Source organism: Collinsella sp. TM04-29 (assembly GCF_003466565.1).
Lineage (GTDB): Bacteria > Actinomycetota > Coriobacteriia > Coriobacteriales > Coriobacteriaceae > Collinsella.
In genome coordinates this window covers 23,248-44,036 of record NZ_QSPW01000005.1, presented here as the reverse complement: position 1 = coordinate 44,036, position 20,789 = coordinate 23,248, and the positions used below count along the sequence as shown (strand labels likewise).

At 59.2% G+C, this 20,789-nt stretch carries 19 protein-coding genes and 1 riboswitch; of the genes, 12 read left to right on the top strand and 7 right to left on the bottom strand.

Annotation, left to right across the window (positions count from 1 at the left end; translation table 11 throughout):
- Positions 1–123 precede the first annotated feature (123 nt).
- Together DXD39_RS08755 and DXD39_RS08750 are read left to right on the top strand one after the other, a co-directional pair.
- The gene (locus tag DXD39_RS08755; RefSeq protein WP_117803842.1) at positions 124–1,284 is read left to right on the top strand and encodes a DUF2974 domain-containing protein; all 1,161 of its coding nucleotides are present in this window, start codon (positions 124–126) and stop codon (positions 1,282–1,284) included.
- Positions 1,285–1,395: 111 nt separating this feature from the next.
- On the top strand, positions 1,396–2,400 hold the full coding sequence (locus DXD39_RS08750; protein WP_022094136.1) for a nucleoid-associated protein: 1,005 nt from the start codon (positions 1,396–1,398) through the stop codon (positions 2,398–2,400).
- A gap of 247 nt (positions 2,401–2,647) precedes the next feature.
- Here DXD39_RS08750 and dapD read toward each other — a convergent pair whose 3' ends face one another.
- From dapD to dapA, 3 genes are read right to left on the bottom strand one after another with little or no spacing between them, the layout of a single operon-like run.
- A complete protein-coding gene (gene dapD, locus DXD39_RS08745; RefSeq protein WP_117803841.1) occupies positions 2,648–3,367 on the bottom strand; it encodes a 2,3,4,5-tetrahydropyridine-2,6-dicarboxylate N-acetyltransferase in 720 nt (239 codons plus the stop codon).
- Between the two features lie 39 nt (positions 3,368–3,406).
- The gene (gene dapB, locus DXD39_RS08740; protein WP_233541159.1) at positions 3,407–4,147 is read right to left on the bottom strand and encodes a 4-hydroxy-tetrahydrodipicolinate reductase; all 741 of its coding nucleotides are present in this window, start codon (positions 4,145–4,147) and stop codon (positions 3,407–3,409) included.
- Positions 4,140–6,449, bottom strand: a complete 2,310-nt coding sequence (gene dapA / locus DXD39_RS10345) for a 4-hydroxy-tetrahydrodipicolinate synthase (protein ID WP_117803840.1) — start codon at positions 6,447–6,449, stop codon at positions 4,140–4,142. Before dapA ends, dapB begins: the two co-directional genes overlap by 8 nt.
- A 65-nt stretch (positions 6,450–6,514) precedes the next feature.
- A riboswitch (Lysine riboswitch) is annotated at positions 6,515–6,683 on the bottom strand.
- 145 nt (positions 6,684–6,828) lie between these two features.
- Between dapA and DXD39_RS08730 the strand changes: the two genes are divergently transcribed.
- From DXD39_RS08730 to DXD39_RS08695, 8 genes are all read left to right on the top strand, one after another.
- The gene (locus DXD39_RS08730; protein ID WP_117803839.1) at positions 6,829–8,016 is read left to right on the top strand and encodes an amidohydrolase; all 1,188 of its coding nucleotides are present in this window, start codon (positions 6,829–6,831) and stop codon (positions 8,014–8,016) included.
- Positions 8,017–8,117: 101 nt separating this feature from the next.
- Positions 8,118–8,399, top strand: coding sequence for a type II toxin-antitoxin system RelE/ParE family toxin (locus tag DXD39_RS08725; RefSeq protein ID WP_117803838.1), 282 nt, complete (start codon positions 8,118–8,120; stop codon positions 8,397–8,399).
- A complete protein-coding gene (locus DXD39_RS08720; protein WP_117803837.1) occupies positions 8,371–8,712 on the top strand; it encodes a HigA family addiction module antitoxin in 342 nt (113 codons plus the stop codon). The genes DXD39_RS08725 and DXD39_RS08720 overlap by 29 nt, the downstream gene beginning before the upstream one ends.
- An 80-nt stretch (positions 8,713–8,792) precedes the next feature.
- Positions 8,793–9,062 (top strand): hypothetical protein, encoded by a 270-nt coding sequence (locus DXD39_RS08715; RefSeq protein WP_117842879.1) that lies wholly within the window; start codon positions 8,793–8,795, stop codon positions 9,060–9,062.
- Positions 9,063–9,226: 164 nt separating this feature from the next.
- Positions 9,227–9,769 (top strand): DUF4352 domain-containing protein, encoded by a 543-nt coding sequence (locus DXD39_RS08710; RefSeq protein ID WP_233541158.1) that lies wholly within the window; start codon positions 9,227–9,229, stop codon positions 9,767–9,769.
- A gap of 38 nt (positions 9,770–9,807) precedes the next feature.
- Entirely contained in the window at positions 9,808–10,230 is a 423-nt protein-coding gene (locus DXD39_RS08705; RefSeq protein ID WP_117803834.1) for an XRE family transcriptional regulator, read from the top strand.
- 98 nt (positions 10,231–10,328) lie between these two features.
- Positions 10,329–11,696 (top strand): protein kinase, encoded by a 1,368-nt coding sequence (locus tag DXD39_RS08700; RefSeq protein ID WP_158565510.1) that lies wholly within the window; start codon positions 10,329–10,331, stop codon positions 11,694–11,696.
- A gap of 299 nt (positions 11,697–11,995) precedes the next feature.
- Entirely contained in the window at positions 11,996–13,261 is a 1,266-nt protein-coding gene (locus tag DXD39_RS08695; RefSeq protein WP_117803832.1) for an ATP-binding protein, read from the top strand.
- 141 nt (positions 13,262–13,402) lie between these two features.
- Here the strand turns inward: DXD39_RS08695 and DXD39_RS08690 are convergent, their stop codons facing one another.
- Positions 13,403–14,536 carry a glucosaminidase domain-containing protein gene (locus DXD39_RS08690; protein WP_117803831.1) on the bottom strand — a complete coding sequence of 378 codons (1,134 nt, stop codon included), beginning with the start codon at positions 14,534–14,536 and terminating at the stop codon, positions 13,403–13,405.
- A 393-nt stretch (positions 14,537–14,929) separates the two neighbouring features.
- Between DXD39_RS08690 and DXD39_RS08685 the strand changes: the two genes are divergently transcribed.
- Positions 14,930–16,186 (top strand): ATP-grasp domain-containing protein, encoded by a 1,257-nt coding sequence (locus DXD39_RS08685; RefSeq protein ID WP_117564397.1) that lies wholly within the window; start codon positions 14,930–14,932, stop codon positions 16,184–16,186.
- An 84-nt stretch (positions 16,187–16,270) separates the two neighbouring features.
- Positions 16,271–17,017 carry an aspartate/glutamate racemase family protein gene (locus DXD39_RS08680; protein WP_233541157.1) on the top strand — a complete coding sequence of 249 codons (747 nt, stop codon included), beginning with the start codon at positions 16,271–16,273 and terminating at the stop codon, positions 17,015–17,017.
- 124 nt (positions 17,018–17,141) lie between these two features.
- On the opposite strand, the gene DXD39_RS08675 is transcribed toward DXD39_RS08680, so the two are convergent.
- The 3 genes from DXD39_RS08675 to DXD39_RS08665 form a co-directional block, all read right to left on the bottom strand.
- Positions 17,142–17,888: an energy-coupling factor transporter transmembrane protein EcfT gene (locus tag DXD39_RS08675; protein ID WP_117803829.1), complete on the bottom strand. Its 747-nt coding sequence runs from the start codon at positions 17,886–17,888 to the stop codon at positions 17,142–17,144.
- Complete coding sequence (locus tag DXD39_RS08670) at positions 17,881–19,632, bottom strand: ABC transporter ATP-binding protein (protein ID WP_117803828.1); 1,752 nt, start codon at positions 19,630–19,632, stop codon at positions 17,881–17,883. The genes DXD39_RS08675 and DXD39_RS08670 overlap by 8 nt, the downstream gene beginning before the upstream one ends.
- 212 nt (positions 19,633–19,844) lie before the next feature.
- On the bottom strand, positions 19,845–20,417 hold the full coding sequence (locus DXD39_RS08665) for a hypothetical protein (protein WP_117803827.1): 573 nt from the start codon (positions 20,415–20,417) through the stop codon (positions 19,845–19,847).
- Positions 20,418–20,789 lie beyond the last annotated feature (372 nt).

The following is a 20,789-nucleotide window of genomic DNA, read 5'->3' as shown; positions in this document are numbered from 1 at the left end:
AGCTCGCCAGAGCGAAAAGCTACAATGAAGGCGTCCGGGTCCACACGGCCCGGGCGCCTTTTTGGTGCAAAGCAACCTGACCCCAACGCACCATCCCAATGCGCCATTGTTGATGGGAGAGCCATGTCGGATTCGCCTAATTTTTTGACCTATGCCCAGACGGCGTTTGATCCGTTTGAGGAACGGCCGTTCTGCGCGGTGGATAGCCTGGTCTTTGCGTGGTTGTCCTATTTGCGTTTGCCGGGTGATATGGCGGAGCTGACGAACTGGCAGGGCCTAGACGTACGCGAGCTGCTGCGTGCCGAGTGCTACCGGGACATGATTGGCGACCTGTGGGATCCGGAGGGGAGCAGGGCCTTGTTGGAGGCCGTGGCAGCAAGCCCTCGCTACCGTGGCGTTCGTGTTTGCGGCTATCGTACCGTGAGTGATGCCGAGACGACGGAACAATTTGCGGCTATGACGTTCCGATTTCCGGCGGGGTTTAGTTATCTTTCCTTCCGGGGGACCGACAGCACGATTGTGGGCTGGAAAGAGGACTTTAACATGGCGTTCCGGTGTCCTGTGCCGGCCCAGGAATCCGCGGCGCGTTATGTGGACGAGGCGGCGGATGCGATTGGTGGGCCGCTTTTGTGCGGAGGTCATTCCAAGGGTGGAAACCTTGCGGTGTACGGTGCGGCGATGTGCTCCGATGCCGCCCGTGGGCGAATCGAGCGGGCGTATTCCCATGATGGTCCGGGCTTCGTCGAGGAGTTTCTGAACGGCAAGGCTTTTGCCGATCTTTCCGGTCGAATCGACAAGACGCTACCTCGGTCGTCGATCTTTGGCATGATGTTCGAGACACAGGAGGACTATGCCATCGTTGAGAGCACCGAGTTCAGCCTGCTGCAACACAATCCCTTTAGCTGGGTGGTTGATGGTCGCGACTTCGTGTACTGTGAGCGCCTGTCCGCCGGTGCTCGATACGTTGATGGCTCTATTCGCGAGATGCTGCTTGCAGTGTCGCCTAGCGAGCGCGAGCGTTTTGTAGATGCGTTGTTCTCCGTGTTTGAGGCTACGGGTGCTGAGCGGTTTGCGGATATCGCTGGGAATCTGCGCGAGAGCCTGCCCGTGATGCTCCAGGCTGCGCAAGGCTTTGACAAGGATACGCGACGCTTTGTCTCGCAGACCATCGTGGCAATCCTTAAATGCGCGCTGTTGCCCAAGCGCCCCGAGCCCAGCGTACCCACGAGCGGCAAGAGCTTTGCCGAGCAGCTCGAGGCATGGCAGTCCGAGCTCCTGCGCTAGCCATTGGTGCAAAGCAACCTGACCCCGATGCACCAATCTTCGATGCGTCTGGGGCGGGATCGACCGCTATACTGGTTCGTGCCGAAATCGATCTAGAACGGAATGCCGTATATGAAAATCAATCACGCGATTCTGCATATCCTGGACTTTGACTCTGCCGTCAACGTCATGAGCCAGCGCGAGCTCGATATCGAGAGCCGTACCGTGCGCAACTTCGTGACCACGCATCTGCGCCGCGCACGTACCTCGGCCGACAATAAACGCGCCACGTTTGCCGAGAACTCTGCGTTTGGCGGCGAGCTCAAGGGCTATTTCTTTGGCGAGCGCGAGTTCGTGGACCTGTCGCAGCAGATTGCGGAGTTCATCTCTTCCGAACTCACCAAGGCCGAGAAAGCCGAGTCGACTGACGTGCTCGTGGCCGATTTTGACGACGATGAGGATGCCCGCTGGTTTGCCGTGATGCTGCTGGGCTCCAAGCAGGCTTTTATGCACGAGGTGGGCCGCGAGGAGGGGGAGGTGCGCAACGACATCGCGCGCCACTACGCCATTCTGCCGAACCCCTCGCAAAAGGTGCCGAGCTATGCCATCGTGCGCGCGAGCACCATGGAGATCGGCTATGTGGACAAGAAGCGCAAGATTGCCGGCGAGGACCGTATGCTTATCCCCGATGGCCTGCTGCAGTGCGACACGGGCGTATCGGGCAAGGAGGTCATCGATACCGTGACGCGTGTAGTCGAGGAAGTTGCCGAGGAGCACGGTGCTAACACGGCCGTGGCGCTCGCCAAGGTTAAGGCAGCTGTCGCCGAAAAGGTCGAAGACGACGAGGAGCTGCCGCCTTGGGATATCGTTGACGAGGTCTTTGAAGACGAGCCGGTCATCAAGGAAAGCGTGCGCGCGGCGCTGACCGAGGAGAAGGTTCCTGAGCGCGTTCCCGTGGAGCGCAAGCAGGTCGAGCGCGCGGCGGTGCGCAATCATAAGATTCGTACCGATACGGGCATCGAGATTAGCTTCCCGGCCGAGATGGGCTCGAACTCCGAGTACATCGAGTTCGTCAACGAGCCCAACGGCCTCATCTCCATCGAGCTCAAAAACATCGGCAGCATCGAGAATCGATAAACTGCGCCTGGACGCTGCAAAAAACAAAGGCCGAAGCCTCGGATGAGGGCTTCGGCCCTTTTTACTCGGGGCTTAATTACGCTACTGGTTGAGCATAAATCAGCGAAAACGCCCCAGAGCGAGCAAGGTGACGTGAAAGAGGAGGGCATTGACCTTTTGGTCATGCCCGACGATTGAACGTCAGATTGCCGCTCTGGGGCGTTTGTAGCGTCGAGTCGTTACGGCGTTTGGTAAAACGCCGTAACTATTACAGTTGGCGCAGGTCCTCTTCCAGGCCGGTCTTGCTGTCGGTCTTCTCGTCGCGCATCTTGATGACGCGGGCGGGGACACCGGCCACGACGGCGCCGGCGGGGACGTCCTCGACGCACACGGCGCCGGCGGCAACGACGGCGCCCTTGCCTACGTGCACGCCCTCCAGGACCACGGCGCTGGCGCCGATCATGACATCGTCCTCGATGATGACGGGCGTGGCGCTGGCGGGCTCTACGACGCCTGCCAACACGGTGCCGGCACCGATGTGGCAGTTCTTACCCACGGTGGCGCGGCCGCCCAGCACGGCGCCCATATCGATCATGGAGCCTTCGCCGATGACGGAGCCGATGTTGATGATGGCACCCATCATGATGACGGCGCGATCGCCGATCTCGACGCGGTCGCGGATGATTGCGCCCGGCTCGATGCGGGCGTTGATGCCCTTGAGGTCGAGCATGGGCACGGCGGAGTTGCGGCAGTCGTTCTCTACGTCGTAGTAGTCGATGGAATCGGCATTGGCGACCAGGATGGTCTTAAGCTCATCCCAGTCACCAAAGACGGTCTTGCCACGACGACCGCCGTAGACGTGCGCATTGCCCCACTGGACCTTCATGCCCGGCTTCTCGCGTACGTACAGTTTGACGGGCGTCTTCTTGGGCGCGGTGGCGATGTAGTTGATAATCTCCTGTGCATCCATCTCAGCTGCGTTGCTCATATGCTGTTTCTCCTTTGGGTGGATTTGGTTGATACCTGGTTAGGCAAACATGACCTGGTCGAAGGTGTAGAAGCCAGGGTCGCGGACGACGAGCTTTTGAGCGGCGGCCAGAGCGCCGTTGACAAAAATCTGGCGGCTCGTGGCGCGATGGCTAAGCGTGATTTCCTCGTCCTGGCCGAAAAAGCTCACCTCGTGCACGCCGGCGACGGTGCCGCCGCGCAGCGAGTGCATGCCGATTTCCTTGGGATTGCGAGCGCCGCACATGCCCTCGCGACCGTAGACAGGATGATAGCCAGCCTCAGGCTCGGCCTCGACCACGGCGTCGAGCAGCAGCTTGGCGGTGCCGCTGGGGGCATCGACCTTTTGGTTGTGGTGCGTCTCGACAATTTCGCAGTCAAAGCCGGGCAGCTCACGCGTGGCCTGTGCCACCAGATGACGCAGGGCAGCGATGCCGATGGAGTAATTGCCGGAGTGCATGACGCGGGCGCTCTGACCCAGCTCGCGCAGGCGGTCCATCTGCTCAGGCGAATAACCCGTGGTGCCGGAAACGAGTGCCGCGCCTGTACGCTCGACATAGGCAACGACGGCATCGAAGGTCACGACATTCGAGAAGTCGATGATGACGTCGGCTGCCGGGGCGCTTTCGAGCTCAGACAGGTCAAAACCGATCTGGGCCACAATGTCGAAAACGGGCTGTCCGGCGGTATCGACAATACCCTCGGCAGTGGTGCGGATGAGCGAGCCCATGCGGCCCGTTCCCATAATGACGGTCTTAATCAAGCAGACCAGCTCCCTTCAGAGCATCGGTAAGTTCAGCGCGTGTGTCGTCTGCCATGGGGCACAGCGGCATGCGGTAGTTTGCCTCGATCATACCCATCTGTGCGAGCGCTTCCTTGACGGGGATGGGGTTGACCTCGCTAAAGAGGGCGTTGATGAGCGGCTGACCGGCAATCTGGATATCGCGGGCGCGCTCCACGTCACCGTCCAGATAGGCGCGGCACATGTCGTGCACGAGCCGCGGCTGAACATCGGCCCACACGCTGATGGTGCCCGAGGCACCCAGGCTCATGAGCGGCACGGTGAGGGCGTCCTCGCCCGAGTACATGCGGAAGTCATCGGACAGCAGGTGGGCGATCTTGGCCGCGTAGGCGACGTTGCCCGAGGCCTCCTTGATGCCCATGATGTTGGGGTGTGCGGCCAAGCGCTCTACGTTGTGCTCGCTGATACCGCAGCCACAGCGGCCGGGGATGTTGTACAGAATGCAGGGGATGTCCACGGCGTCGGCCACGGTCTTAAAGTGCTGGTAGATGCCCTCTTCGTTAGACTTGTTGTAGTAGGGGGTAATGAGCAGCAGACCATCGGCACCCAGGCCCTGGTAGGTGAGCGACTTGGTGAGCATGGTCTGCGTGGAGTTGGAGCCCGAGCCGGCGATGACGGGGACGCGGCCCGCAACCTGCTTGACAACTGCGGCGACAACGGAGTTGTCCTCGTCGTCGGTCATCGTGGCACTCTCTCCGGTGGTGCCCAGGGTGAGGATGGCGTCAGTGCCATTTTGCAGGTGGAAATCGATAAGGCGCTCGAGTGCTTCAAAGTCGACGCTGCCGTCCTTTTTAAACGGCGTAACAAGGGCGACGATTGAGCCCTCGAGGTTGCGGATATCCATGTTCTTCACCTTCGCTTCCGCGATCTGGATGCGCTTATTCCATTGGGCGGCGACGGCCAAGCGCTCGTCCTGAGCGCGACGGCGAGCACTTTCGGCGCGCGACTTGGCCAGCAGCTCTCGGCCGCACGGCAGCACATCGAGTGTGGCAAAATAATCGCCCGGGCGCTCGGCGCGGCGGATGAGGTCGGCCGAGCCGTCGGGGCGCAGCAGGACCTCGGCGGAGCGTAGGCGTCCGTTGTAGTTGTAGCCCATGGAGTAGCCGTGCGCACCCGTATCGTGAATCACGAGCAGGTCGCCCATGTCGATATGCGGCAGCTCGCGATCGATGGCGAACTTATCGTTGTTCTCGCATAGGTTGCCCGTGATGTCGTACGTGTCCGTGACGGGTGCCGCAGTCTTGTCGGCGCCACCCGGCTGACCCATCACCGTAATGTGGTGGTAGGCGCCATACATGGCAGGGCGGATCAGATCGACGGCGCTTGCGTCGACACCGATATAGTCCTTGTAGATTTGCTTCTCGTGGATGGCCTTGGTGACCAGGCAGCCGTAGGGGCCCATCATAAAGCGGCCCATCTCGGTGCGGATGGCCACATCGCCCATGCCGGCGGGAACCAGGATCTTGTCGTATGCCGCGTGCACTCCCTCGCCGATGGCGTGAATGTCGTTGGCCTGCTGCTCGGGCAGGTAGGGGATGCCGACGCCGCCGGATAGATTGATGAAGGCGACGTGTGCGCCGGTCTCGCGCTCCAGGCGCACTGCAAGCTCAAAGAGGATGCGCGCAAGCTTGGGGTAGTAGTCGTTGGTGACGGTGTTGCTGGCAAGGAATGCGTGGATGCCAAAGTCCTCAGCGCCCTTGGCCTTGAGCATGCGGAAGGCCTCGAAGAGCTGCTCGGTGGTCATGCCATATTTGGAGTCGCCCGGGTTGTCCATGATGCCGTTGGAGAGCTGGAACAGGCCGCCCGGATTAAAGCGGCAGCTGACCGTCTTGGGAATGGGCCCTGCGACGCGCTCAAAGAACTCGATGTGGCTGATGTCGTCAAAGTTGACGATGGCGCCCAGCTTGTCGGCGAGCTCAAAGTCGGCAGCTGGCGTGTCGTTAGACGAGAACATGATGTCGTGTCCCGTGATGCCCAGCGAGCGGGCAATCATGAGCTCGGTATAGCTCGAGCAATCGCAGCCGCAGCCGTATTCGTTGAGAATGGAGATGAGCGCCGGGTTGGGGTTGGCCTTGACGGCAAAGTATTCCTTAAAGCCCGGGTTCCATGCAAAGGCGTCGCGCACTTCTTGCATGTTGCGGCGGATGCCCGCCTCGTCGTATAGATGAAACGGCGTGGAGAATTGCTCGACGATATGCTCGAGCGTCTCCTTGTCCACAAACGGCTGCTTTGCCGCATATGCCTCGTTGGGAGTCAGTGACATGTCCCGTAAACCTCGCTATCCAGACGGCGCTACCTGCGCATCGAATCCGCATAGCGTGGACCCAATGTCCGGATAGCGCTCCCGCATTGCTGCAGACAGTCCTGCGGGTGTTTCCCGCAGGCCCACCAGGTTGTTCGTGCCCGAAAAACCCAGTTCGGCGGGTTTCGCCTCCCCACGGGGTCAAAGCCTGCCGGCTCGCCCGCGGTTCTTCGTGCCCGCGCCTCTATCAAGTGGTAAAGACCCTACCACGTTGCACTTTACCAAACAAGAGTATTCGTATATAACGTTTAAAAAATGCAAGGATATGCTGGAAATAAGGGTGTAGCAATCTTGCGGCACAATAGATGGCAACCGACGCGCACCCATGAAAGGAACCTCTATGACCGAGCTCCAAGAACTCCGTCGTTATCGTCGCGACCTGCACCGCATTCCGGAGCTCGACTTCGATCTTCCGCAGACTATCGCCTATATTGAGGGCGTGTTGGCGCCGCTCGCCTGCGAGGTGACCCATCCGTGTCCCAGCTGCGTCTGCGCTTTCTTCGATGCCGGCACGGGCGCCGCGCATGCCACGGCGATTCGCGCCGATATGGACGCCCTGCCCATTGCGGAGGCGACGGGCGCGGCCTTTGCCTCGACGCATCCCGGAAAGATGCACGCTTGCGGACACGATGGACACATGGCCATGGCGCTTGCGGCGGCAACCTTCGTCGACCGTACGATCCGTGAGCAGCCGGGCGCCATTAAGCGCAATGTGCTCTTTGTGTTTCAGCCGGCCGAGGAGACGACTGGTGGCGCCAAGACGGTGTGCGAGAGCGGCGTATTCGAGCGCTACGGGGCGGATCGCATCTTTGGCTTCCACGTATGGCCCGATTTACCCGCCGGCACGTTGGCGAGCTGTTCCGGTCCGCTGCTGGCGCGCTCAAGCGAGACGCACATTCATATCCATGGCGCGAGCATCCATATCGCCAAGACCTACGGCGTTCCAGTCGAGGAATCGCATGATGCCGCGCTGGCAGCGGCCAAGTTCTTGGTTTCCGAGCGCAAGCTCATGGACGAGTTAGGTGCCGACGAGCCCTGCATTGGTAAGTTCGGCCTGCTGCAGGCTGGCACCGTCTGCAATGCGGTGGCGGGGGAGGCCCATGTGGCTGGCAGCCTCCGCGTATTTACGGACGGTATGTTCGACCGTGCGCGCGAGGGCGTGCGCCGCGTGTTGGACGAGGTCTGCGCCGCAACAGGCTGTACGTACGACCTCGACTTTGCCGAGGGCTATCCGCCGGTCGATAACGACCCCGAGCTGTTCGCCCACATTGCGCCTGCCTTGTCCGAGCTGCAACTTGTGGACGAGCCACTGCTAATCGCCGAGGACTTCGCCTTCTATCAGCGCCATCTGCCGGGTGTGTTCTTCCTGCTGGGTACGGGCATGCCGGAGGGACAAGAAAACCCGATCGATTCGGATGGCTGCCCCGCCTATGCCACGAGCGCCCTGCATACCGATACCATGCTCTTTGACGAGGAAATCCTGCTCAAAGGTCTCGATGTCTACAAACGATTGCTTTTGCTTGCTTAAGTGTCGAAGAATACCTGTTCTAGAAAACACGAACAGATGTACGGTATAATAGAGATGTAAGTCTATAGAAACGTTTGACGTTATTAACGTAAGGCGATACTATGATTGCATCATATAAAGATGAAGACACTGAACGCTTTGCAATGGGTGCGCGGATTAGGAAGTTCATTCCTTTTGAGCGGGTCGCCTTGAGGAAGATTCGCCAGCTGCAGATCTGCGCTTCGCTTGATGATCTTCGCGTTCCGCCAGGCAATCGTCTTGAAGCGTTGAAGGGCGATCGCGCCGGTCAATATAGCATCCGTGTCAATGAGCGCTATCGGGTCTGTTTTGAGTGGAGACAGGGGATGGCTTGGAATGTCGAAATCGCCGATTATCACAAGTGATGAGACTGCGTCTGATTTGCTGCCGCCGGTGACTCCTGGCGAGCTTCTCAAAGAGGAATTTCTTGTCCCCATGGGCATTTCTCAATATCGCCTTGCTAAGGAGACCGGGATTCCGGCTCAACGCATTGGACAGATTATCTTGGGAAGGCGTCGTGTGACGGCCGACACCGACCTTCGTCTTTGCCGTTATTTTGGCCTGACGGATGGTTATTGGCTGCGCGCTCAGGTGGCGTTTGACCTTGAGGCGGAGAAGAGACGCATCGAGCCGGAACTGGATAAGATTGTTCCTGTCCAGCGGGCTATTGCATTGTAGTGTTCAAAGATGTTGAGGTTGGAGTGACGATGAAGCGCCGACAGACTGCCGTTTATAGTCCGGGTGGATGCGGGTGTGGCTTGCTACTGCTTCCGTTTATTGCTGTGAGCATTGGCGTGATGTTTGCGCTTGCCGGGGTGGCAGCAGCGGCACTCGTGTTGCTGATTGTGGCCATTGGCGTGACGGTCTGGCTGTGCCGTTCTCGCGAGCAACGTCGTGCCGATGGTAAGACCAATGTTGGATGGGTCGCCTTCTTGATCATTGCGTACCCGCTGAGTGTCAGCTACCTGGTGTTCTTTGCCCTGTTGATGATCAGTGCCTTTACCGGGGAATCCGTCACGGTGGGTTGATGTGCTGCCAGCAGACGGTCGTGCAAAGTGCGTTTGCTCGGCGTTTTGATAACTGCATTGGCCGTTTATCGTATCTTTAGCTCTCAGCTAATGAATTCAAGTTCAATCCTTCCTACGATGTGCTGTGTGCCGGCGCGGTAGCCGGATCGTAGGAAGGATGCATGATGAAAAAGCTCGAAAACGAAGTGCTGCTGAGCCGTCGCGCTGCGCTTGGCGCGTTCGCCACCGTTGCCTTGGGGACTGCCGGCCTGCTTGCGGGCTGTGGCAGCGATAAGGCGACCGTTACCGAGGACGCCGGCGACGCAGATAAGAAGGAGGAGTCGAAAAAGGAGGAACAGCCAACGACCGACCTGGCCGTCGGCACGACCGTGACCACGGCTGCCGGTCTTTCCGTTACTGTCGATTCCGTGCAGACCGGGCTTACCAATTTTGACGGTTCGACCATGACGGGCATTCACGTCACGTACGTCAACAATGGCGATGAGGGCGCGGACTACAATATCTACGACTGGAAGGGCGAGGACGCCAACGGTGCGCAGCAGAACCAGGGTTATTACAGCGAGGGTTCCGATGAGCTGCAGTCTGGTACCCTTGCCGCCGGTGGCTCCGTGGCGGGCAATATCTACTTTGATGGTGACATCAAGAAGGCCCTGTATTTTGCCAACATGCTCGAAAAGACCGCGACTGCTAGCTGGGTGCTTGCTTAGCGTGTTGATGCCGTTGGGTCGTTTGGAGGTGAGGCCGTGTGCCCGATAAAAAGCTGACGGACGAGTTGCTCAACGAGCTTCTTGATGCGCCGAACATCGATGGCTATATCAGGGAGCACGACTTTGCCGCCCCGTCGCTTTCGGACTACCTGAAGCAGCTGCTGCAGGAAAAGGGCTTGGAGCGATCGCGCGTGGTGCGTATGGCCGACCTCAACGAGACCTTTGGCTATCAGATCTTTACTGGTTCGCGCAATCCGAGTCGCAATAAGGTGCTGCAGATTGCCTTTGCGATGGCGCTGACGCTCAAAGAGGCCAACCGTGCACTGACGGCTGCCGGGGTGAGCGTCCTTAACTGCAAGGATCGCCGTGATGCGATTATCATCTTTTGCATCGATCGCGGGTGCAGCCTCCAAAAGGTCAACGAGGAGCTGTATCGCTTTGGCGAGGAGACGGTGAGTTAGCGGCTGATATCTGAGCCGGCGGAGCTGCCGAACAAGGATGCAAACGAACGGGGCGCGGATGCCATGGGGTGTCTGCGCCCTGCGCTATGATGGAGGCTATGGATACTCAGACCCCAACATATTTCGATGACGAGCTGACCGCGGCGCTTGCCGAGCACCTGGCGTCGCTCGATCGCGACGACAGCTATCGCGTGGAGCGTGTACTTAAGCGCTCGTCCGTTGAAACAACCGAGCTCGTGTACTTTGAAGGAACCGGTGGTGGTTCGCTCGGCCCCTTTGTCCGTAAACGCATCGATGCCTCGGCTCAAATCGGCGGGGCATACGAGCGTCTGTTTGCCGCTCAGCGGGCAGGCGGGCGTTTTGAGCACCTGCCCAGAATCGTCGATTGTCGTCGTGTGGGCGACGAGCTCAACGTGGTTATGGAATACATCGAAGGGGAGACGCTCGGGGTGCTGGTGGACCGTCTGGGAGCCACCCCCGATTATGCGCGTGAATTGTATCCTGCCCTATGCGATGCCGTGGGCGAGCTCCACGCCGGTTTTGCAATGGCGGGGGAGACGTCGGCGCCGGTGATCCATCGCGACCTCAAACCGTCGAATATCATCGTGACGGGTGCGAACTGTACGCTCGATGAGGGCCTGACGTTTTCGTCGCTGGTGATTATCGACTTGGGGATCGCGCGCGTATGGCGCGATGGTGCCGATGCCGACACCGTCAAGTTTGGCACGCGACCCTATGCGCCGCCCGAGCAGTATGGGTTTGGGCAGACGAGTGTGCGCAGCGACGTCTACGCACTCGGCGCGCTTCTGTTCTTTTGTCTGACGGGGGCTGACCCTAAGCCGGGTCAGAATATGCGCGAGCAATGCGAGGCGTGCGACGTCCCCGCGGCGCTGGCTGATGTCATTTGCATGGCCATGGCGCTCGATCCGGCCAAGCGCTTTGAAAGTGCCGAGGCGCTCGGACACGCTGCGCGCGCGGCATACGGGCTGTGTCTGCCTGAGCCTGGCTCGAATAGCACGACGGCGCCTTCAATGGCGCAGGCTGCTCCGCAAATGGCGCCGTCTTCCGGGCGGCGGCCCAAGGAGGTCTCTTCGGTGACTCCTCGCCGCAAGAGCCTGCTTTCACGGATCCCGGAACCCATTGGGCGTATATGGAACGGCATGATCTATGCGGCAACCTTGCTGCTACTGGTCGGAAGCCATTTTGCCGTATTCCAGCCCACGGGAGCCAACCGCAGCTATCCAACGTGGTTTTTGGCCCTTGAGTATTTTCTTATGGTCGATGGCATGGTGGTGCTCATCTCGTTTGGCATGCTCGACCGCCGCAGGCTTCGGCGCCGCTTTCCCGTGCTTGATCGTTATCGGGGCCGTGAGTTTGTCACGCTGTGGCTTAAGGCGCTGGGAATTATGTGCGTCATCATGATCGTGATTATTGCCGTCGGCAACGCAACCGGCATAGTCGCTTAATGCAATGTACCGCTACTGCAAAGGGCCCCGATTGGGGCCCTTTGCAGTAGCGCTTAAATGCGGTTCATCTGGTTGCAACCTTGTTGTACCAGTCCTGCCTCGTGGGCGGGGCGAGTGCCCATCGCCATAGGTGTTGTGACGGTTAAATTGCTCCGTGCTTCGAAGCGCCGTCAATTGTCACCACAGAATTCCGTCAATTGTCACCATAATTCGCCATCAATCCTCACCACAAATTACCGTCAATCGTCACCACACAGCTGGTAAAATACCTAATATGGGTAAGTCAAGAAGGAGGCCGTGTGGATAGGTATGTAGATAGATGCATCGATAAGGCAATCAGCCGTAATCTCAATATCTTCGGTGCGGTCCTCATTCAGGGTCCAAAGTGGTGCGGAAAGACTACTTCGGCTAGTCGTTTTGCTAATTCATCCTTGTCTCTTTCCGATCCGGCTGGAAATTTTTCCGCTCTCCAGCTGGCACGGATCGATCCGGCACAAGCATTAGCAGGGCTATCTCCCAGGCTCATCGATGAATGGCAGGAAGAGCCGAAGCTGTGGGATGCCGTGCGTTTCGAGTGCGATGCAAGGAGGGGAGAATCCGGTCAGTTTATTCTTACGGGTTCAGCAACGCCTCGGGATTCGATGCAGCCGATGCATAGCGGCGTTGGACGAATAGCTAGGTTGCGAATGGACACCATGACGATGTTCGAGCTTGGCGTTTCTTCTGGCGCGGTTTCGATTGGAACGCTTCTTTCCGGTTACCCTGCCAAGCAGGCTGTCGGGTCAATCTCCGGCATCGCCGGAATCGCCGATTTGCTGTGTCGTGGCGGTTGGCCTCAGGCGATGGGGAAAACGACTGACGATGCCATGCAGATAGCCGCTGCCTATGTTGATGGCGTATGCGAATCGGATGTTTCTAGAACTGATGGCGTTAAGCGCGATCCGGTCAAGGTCAGGTCTCTTTTGGCATCGCTAGCGCGGAATGAGTCGACGCTTGCTGGCTCAAAGTCTATTGACAAAGATATCGGTACCGGCGTTTCGAAGAACTCGGTCTCCAGATACATGGACGCCCTGAGACGAATCAATATCGTCGACGATATCCCCGCTTGGCATCCAGCGCTCAGGTCTCCGGTGAAGCTGCGGCAGGGGGCGAAGAGGCATCTCGCCGATCCTTCGCTTGCCGTTGCGCTGCTCGGAGCAAATCCGGAGTCGTTGGCATCTGACCCGAAGACACTGGGGTTGCTTTTCGAATCCCTCGTCCTGCATGACCTCAAGGTTTACGCCGCCGCAAATGACTCGTTGGTGTCCCATTACCACGATGCCGACGATCTCGAGGTTGACGCAGTTATCCACAGGCGCGATGGAACTTGGATTGCCGTGGAGGTGAAGCTTGGAAGCCCTCAAATCCCCGAGGCATCTGCAAATCTGCTTCGGCTGGAGCGAAAGCTGGTCGAGCGTGGCGAGAAGCCGCCTGTGGCAAAACTCATCATCATTGGGTTCGGCATGCCGGTTCATACAACGCCCGATGGCATCATCGTTGCTCCCGTTGACACACTCGCGCCATAACGTTGTGGTGGGATCACCTTGCCTTCGGAAGGGGTTTCAGTCTCAAGCGACTTTTCCAACACTCACTTATGCCTGCATGCCAATTCTGGTCTAGCAAGGCCAAAGAAAAGGGGTCCCGTTTGGGGCCCCTTGCAGTTGCACTTAAATACGGTTCATCTGGCCGGCGACCTTGTTGTACCAGTCCTGCCACGTGGGCGGGCAGTACTTCTTGGCGGCTGCCGGGGTAAGCGTGGAGCCATAGTTGGCGCCCAGGTAGGCAACGTGGGCGGAGACACCCTCGCTCCAGCTGCCAAAGCTACGCCAACCACCGCCGCGGGCACTCCAGCCCCAGGCGTTATAGGAGCCGGCGCAATAGAGGCCTTTGCTGCTCTCGATGCAGGCGATGGCGGGGGACCAACGGGGATCGACGCCGGTATTCCAGGCGGCGACGGCAAAGTTATAGCCCTGGCCTGCCATGGGGGAGCCGGCGAGGTAGTTGTCGATGCGGCTCGTCCACTCGTTAATGAACGAGTCGTAATCGGAATTGCCACTGTTGGAGTTGTTCACCGTGGTGTCGATGGTGGTGTTGGAGTTGGTGGCCTGACTGTTGGAGTTATTGCCACTCACGCCGGTGCCCGCGAGCTTCTCGGCGGCAGCGGCTTTGTCGGCCTCGAGCTTAGCCAGTTCGGCGGCATTTTCCTGCTCGGCCTTTGCCTGCGCCTCGTTGCGAAGCTGCTGTGCCTGGGCCAGTGCGTCCTCGGCATTCTTTTGCTCGCCCTCGAGCTGAGACTTGGCCTGATCGAGCTCGGTTTTGTTCTGCTCGAGCTCGGTCTGCATCTTGTTAAGCTCTTCGATCTCGTCGACGCTCGAGCTCGTAATCTGGTTGGTGTATTTGCAGGTGGTGATAAAGTCACCCAAGCTCTGCGTGTTCACCAGGAAGCTCACGATGGGGCTGGTGCCCTTCTGGTACTTATACAGATCGCGCATGGCGGAGCTTGCCTTGGCCTGCTGCTCGGGTAGCTCGGCCTCAATCTTATCGATGTTCGCCTCATTGGAGTCGATCTGCTTTTGCAGATCCTCGAGCTTGGTACGGGCGTCGTTGTAGGCGCTCGTAGCGTCCTCGATTTTTTTCTGGGCGGCGGAAAGCTGATCCTGCGTTGCCTGCGAGGCGGCATAGGCCGCGACGGGGGAGAGCATCGGCGTGGCCGTCAGCGCGACGGCGAGCGCGGCGCTCGTGATGATACGAGCCGGCTTCGACGCGATGAGCGCTGCGGTGCGATGGTTCGAATGCTGCATCCAGTCCCTCTGCAATCAATCGTAGGTTATTGGTCGAGGTGTATTCTACTACTGCTTTCGACCTCAACTTGAACCTTAAAGGTTCTAAAGGGTCAAGTTGAACTTGAGGCTTTGGCCTTGACCTGCGGGAATGGTGAATTGTTGAGAAACCATAGAGTTCAACTTTAACGTTACGGCACCCTGTTTGTGAGGGTTTTGGCTGTAAAAGTTGCCCTCACGTGGGGTTTTGCAACTACAAGGTCCCATCGCGGTGAGCTTGGCCTTCATGCTGGATAATTACGCCGATTGCCATAGATACGGTGGAGCTTTGGGTGCCGGCGGCTCGGCACGCTAGAATAAATCAGTTGCACAAAGACCGCCCGTCGTGTGGGCAGTTCATGATAGGAAGTTTCCATGGCATTGCAGTTTACAGAGCGCGAGTTTATTCCCGTGCTGCTCGGCGGCGACATCAACGCGTATTCGGTGGCGCGCGCCTTCTACGAGGAGTATCAGGTCAAGAGCCTGGTCTTTGGCAAGTATCAGACGGGCCCTGCGTATCGCAGCCAGATTATCGACTACACGCCTAACGTGGATATCGACACCATGCCCGTGATGCTTAAGACCGTCAACGGTATCGCTCGGGCACATGCCGAAAAGACGATTGTCCTGATGGGCTGCGGCGATAACTATGTTGCCCTGGTGGCCCAGGCCAAGGATGCCAACGAGCTGGCGGATAACATCGTTGCGCCTTACGCGCCCTATAGCATGCTTGAGCAGTGCCAGAAGAAGGAGATCTTCTACGAGCTGTGCGAGAAGCACGGTGTGCCCTATCCGCATACGTTTACCTTTACCATGGCGATGCTCAACGCTCAGGGTGAGGCTCCCGCCGAGGTGCTCGACCAGATCGACTTTCCCTACCCGATGATCCTGAAGCCTTCCGACGGCATCATGTGGTGGCAGCATGAGTTCGAGGGTCAGAAGAAGGCTTATGAGATTGCCGACCGCGCCGAGCTGGAGCAGGTTATCCGCGATTCCTATGCCAGTGGCTACACCGATGACCTGATTTTGCAGGATCGCGTGCCCGGCAACGACGAGTACATGCGCGTGCTCACCAGCTATTCTGACCGCAACGGCAAGGTTCGCATGATGTGCCTTGGTCACGTGCTGCTCGAGGAGCATCAGCCCCATGGCGTCGGTAATCACGCCTGCATCATCACCGAGCCCAATGATGAGCTTATGAGTGGCGTGCGCAAGCTGCTCGAGGACCTTCACTTTGTGGGCTATTCCAACTTTGACGTCAAGTATGACGAGCGCGATGGCTCGTTTAAGTTCTTTGACTTTAACACCCGTCAGGGCCGCAGCAACTACTACGTAACCAACAGCGGCTTTAACGTTGCCAAGTACGTGGTGGATGAGTACGTCTATAACCGCCCGTTTGAGCCGGAGTTTGTGACGGCGAAGGACGAGGCGCTGTGGATGGTCGTTCCCATGGGCGTCGTCGACAAGTACGTCAAGGCTCCCGAGCTGCGCGCGAAGGTGCATCGTCTTGCCAAGGAGGGCAAGGGCGCCGATCCCTCGTTTATGAAGGGAGACTTTGTCTTTAACCGCTGGTTGCGCATGTGGCACACCAAACTGCGTCACTATAAGCTGTTCAAGACGTATTACAAGTAGACGAGCGTGGCGCCCGTCCGGTATGTATCGGGCGGGCGCGGGTATGATACGCGCAATTGCGTGGGCGTCACCAAGGAGGCGGCGATGGAAAAGCTGGGAGTTATCGGCGGCATGGGCGCCGAGGCCACGTCGTATTACTACGACCAGGTAGTACGCCATACGGCGGCTACGTGCGACCAGGAGCATATCGACATGGTGGTGCTTTCCAAGTCGACCATGCCCGACCGCACGCTGGCCATCAAGACCGGTGAGCATACCGAGCTGCTGGCGACCATGAAGGAGTGTGCCCAAGCACTCGAGTCGCTGGGCTGCGCGCACATAGCGATTCCCTGTAACACATCGCACTACTTCTACGATCAGATTCAGTCGTTTACCAAGGTGCCGATTATCCATATGCCGCGCGAGTCGGTTCGCTATGCCCTGGCGGGTGCGGTGATGGGGGAGTGCGAGTTCGACCCCAACCTGAGTATGCCGACCGAGCCGGTGCACAAGATTGGCATCATGGGCACCGACGGTACCGTGGGCGCCGGCGTCTATGGGCGCGAGTGCGAGGCAGCGGGCGTTGAGGTCGTCTATCCCAGTGAGAAGCGTCAGGCCGACGTGATGTCGCTCATCTACGATGATGTGAAGGCCGGGCGCGAGCCCGATATGGATAAGTTCGACCGCGTGATGTGGGAGTTCGCCCGTAGCGGCTGCGACCGCGTCATCCTGGCCTGCACGGAGCTTTCGGTGCTGCAGAAGTATCGTGAGATGCCCGAGATCACCCTTGATGCGATGGATGTCCTGGTACGCGAGTCCATCATCCGCAGCGGCGCCCTCTACCGCCTATAACCCTCGACCTGCCAAAAAGGGACAGGTTTATTTTGGCAGGTTTTATCTGGGAAAACAGTAAAGGCCTCGGCTCGTTTGGTGCGAGCCGAGGCCTTTTGCATTTGCCGGTTGCTGCCAGCGATTGCTAGAACAGGAAGCCGATGGAGATAAGGGCGATGCTGATGATGAGTACGGCGATATCCAGGCTTTTGATGGGGTAGCGCTTATACGAACTCGCACGCGTGCGCAGATAGAAGCCGCGCTGTTCTGCCGCCAAGGCCGTGGCATCGGTCTTGCCCACGCTCGAGATGAGCAGCGGCACACACAGTGGCAACATGAGCTTAAGCTTCTTGATAGGGTTCTTGGTGTCGTACTCGACGCCGCGCGTGGTCTGCGCTTCCATGATGGCGTTCATCTCCTGACCAAACACCGGCACAAAGCGCAGCGCCGTGGTAAAGGTGAAGGCATAGCGATACGGTACGTGCAGCACCTCGACGCAGGCGTTGGCAAGGTCGTTGAGCTTGGTCACCATGAGCATGAGGATGAGCGGTAACGCCACACCCAGCAGGCGCAGACAGGCCTTCGATCCTGTGATGAGGCCCGTGTCGGTGATAAAGCCCCACACAACGTTGCCATCGCGCATAAAGGCCAGCTGGAGCACCAGCATGATAAGCGCGAGCGGAATCAGCAACTTGAGCAGCGAGAACAGACGGTCGACGACACCGGCATAGGCGCCCAGCGCAAGGGTGAGTGCCAAAAAGCCCAGCAGCGCCACGTAGGTGTCGGACAAGAAGATGCCGACGATGATGGCGGCGGCGAGGCCCAGTTTGACGACGGGGTTCAGGCGATGCAGCAGCGTATCGCCCGGCATGTAGTCGATGACGTTAACCACGGCGGACCATCTCCTTGGTAATGCGAACGACATCGGTGACCTCGCTCACCTGCGCAAAAGCGGGCGAGACGGAAGATGCCAGACGGCGCGAGAGTTCAATAACCTGGGGAGGCTCCACGTAGGCACGCCGCATGAGATCGATGTTCGAGAATAGCTCGTGCGTGCGGCCGCGGTCGAGGATGCGACCGTCGGCCATTACTACGATACGCTCGGCAAAGTCGGAAACAACTTCCATATCGTGGCAGACCATGATAACGGCGCAGCCGCGCTCGGCCATGGTGCGCACCGTTTCCATGACGGTCATGCACTCGCGGTAATCAAGGCCGCTCGTGGGCTCGTCGAGCACGACGATCTTGGGCTCAACAACTACGACGGAGGCAAGCGCCACCATTTGTCGCTGGCCGCGCGAAAGCGAGAAAGGTGCCTCATCGGCAGGCAGGCCAAAGCGGTCGATAACGAGTCGAGCGCGACGCAGGGCCTCGGCACGGTCGATGCCGGCAAGCTCCAGGCCAAAAGCGACCTCGTCGAGTACGGTATCCTTGCAGATCTGGCGGTCGGGGTTTTGGAAGAGGGTTGCGACTTCGCGGGCGATGCGGCTCGTGGGAACGGCTGCGGTATCCAGTCCCGTGACGCGCACGCTGCCCGAGGCGGGCTTAAGCAGGCCTGTGAGCAGCTTGGTGAGCGTGGTCTTGCCGGCACCGTTTTGGCCGACGATGCCCACGAGCTCGCCGGGATAGAGCGTCAGGTTGAGGTCGTGTACGGCGGCGCCGCCATTGGGATAGGCAAACTCAACATGGTCGAAGGTGAGTACGGGTTCGGCGTCCTTGGCATGAGGGCGCAACGACGGTGCATGCGGGGAGCCGGCGGGCGCCTGGGCTTCGCTGGCCGCGCGTGCGGGGTCGACGATGCCCGAAATCAGGCGCTCGGCCTCATCGACATCCAAGCAAGGGGTACCGCTTACCAGGCCATCGGCCTCGAGGCTATTGAAGATACGCGTGACGCGAGGGCAGTCGACGCCGATGGCACGGAGCTCGTCGGTATGCGCGAAGACCTCGTGTGGTTCGCCCTGCAGCGCGATTTCGCCATGGTTGAGCACGAGCACGCGGTTGCAGTACTCCGAGAGCAGGGCGACCTTTTGCTCAACGACGACGATGGTGATTCCAAGTGCGCGGTTTGCCTCACGCAGCGTCTCGAAGACCAGCGTGGAGCTGGCAGGGTCGAGTGCCGCGGTGGGCTCGTCGAGAACCAAGACGCGCGGACGCATGGCGAGGATGGCGGCGATGGCTACCTTTTGCTTCTGTCCGCCCGAGAGGGTGGCGATCTCGCGGTCGCGCAGGTCGCTGATGCCGACGGTCTCGAGCGTTTCGCTCACGCGCTGCTCGATCTGGTCATGGGGGACGCCAAAGTTCTCGAGGCCAAAGAGCATCTCGTCCTCGACGACCGAAGCGACCATCTGCGTGTCGATATCCTGCAGCACACTGCCGACGATTTGCGATACGTCGGTGAGCGAGGCTTCGCAGGTGTCGTGGCCGTCAACCATGACGGACCCAAAGAACGTGCCGGTGTAGTGGTGGGGCACGGCGCCCGACAGGCAGGCGGCAAGCGTGGACTTGCCGGCGCCCGAGGACCCGATGATGCCGATGAAATCTCCCTTGTTCACGCCGAGTGAGATGTGGCTGAGCGCCTGCTCGGTCTGCGTGCCATAGGAGAACGAGACATCGTCGACGTTGATGATCGTTTCCATGGATACCTTTCATAGTCATTGGGGACGTTCTTACATGACTAGTCGTTTAAGAACGTCCCCAAGAGCTAGTTGTTTGGGACAGTCTTTGTTGGTGGAGTGCGGAGACGGCTTTACGAGGGGCCCCAGGTTGGCGCGAAAGAGGAGCGAAGCGTACTTGGGTACGCGAGCGACGAATGAACGCCAAGATGGGGTGGCTCGTAAAGCCGAGCGGGTTAATTGAGCCTAAGGGCCTTCTGGATGGGCAAGTAGAGGGCACCGACCAGAATGGCGTTAAAGACGGCGGTCATGGCGACGACGGGCAGCATGGCGGCGGCGAGCTCGCCAACCACGCCGAGCATGGCCATCTTGATGACCATGAAGATAACGCCGGAGACAAAGGTGGTCAGGAAGGTTGCGACAATGGCGATGGCGGGCTTGACCTGACCGTTCTTGCCGGCGCCGTTGACGATGCCGGCCATGAGCATGGCGGCGATGCCCTCGGCGGCAAAATCGATGAACGGCGAAGTGGTGGTGATCTGGATTACGGCAGCCGAGATGAGGCCAATGACGAGCGCCTGGCCGATGTTGGGGCGAACGACCAGGATGGTGAGGCAGAAGGCCGAGATGATGAACTCGGGGCTGATCATGCCGCCCGAGATGCCCGAGATTGCCTTGCCGACGGTGAAGTTGAGGATGAAGCCGGCGGCGAGCAGGATGGCGAGCAGGACGAGGGCGCGGACATCGAGTTTGCCGCGGTCGGCGGTCTGGACGGTGCGGGGCTGGGTGGCGGTGGTGTTCTGAGACATGGTGAAAATCCTTTCGGAAGGGGATTGCAAGAGAAAAGCGGAGGCGCGTGATGCGAATGCGATTGGGCTCGAGATAGAAAAAGGCCCCCGGTCGAAACCGGAGGCCTTCCAATCACCTAGAGCGCAAAAACAGGCGTGAGGGACTCACTGTCGACCGATCGTATTCGCATCACGCCACCACCAGTTGTTGAGAGATTTCATCGTGTTCTTCATGTTGGTGGCTCCTTTCGTGATGCCGTGGCGCGGTCGCACCTAGTTGCTGTTGCGCTGCACTATAGCACAGCGAAGTGTGTGCGGGGAAATCTTTTTTAAAAAGATTTCAAGCGGGTTTCCCGGGTTTCCCGTCGGTCAAAAGAGCGGGCTAAGCGGGCG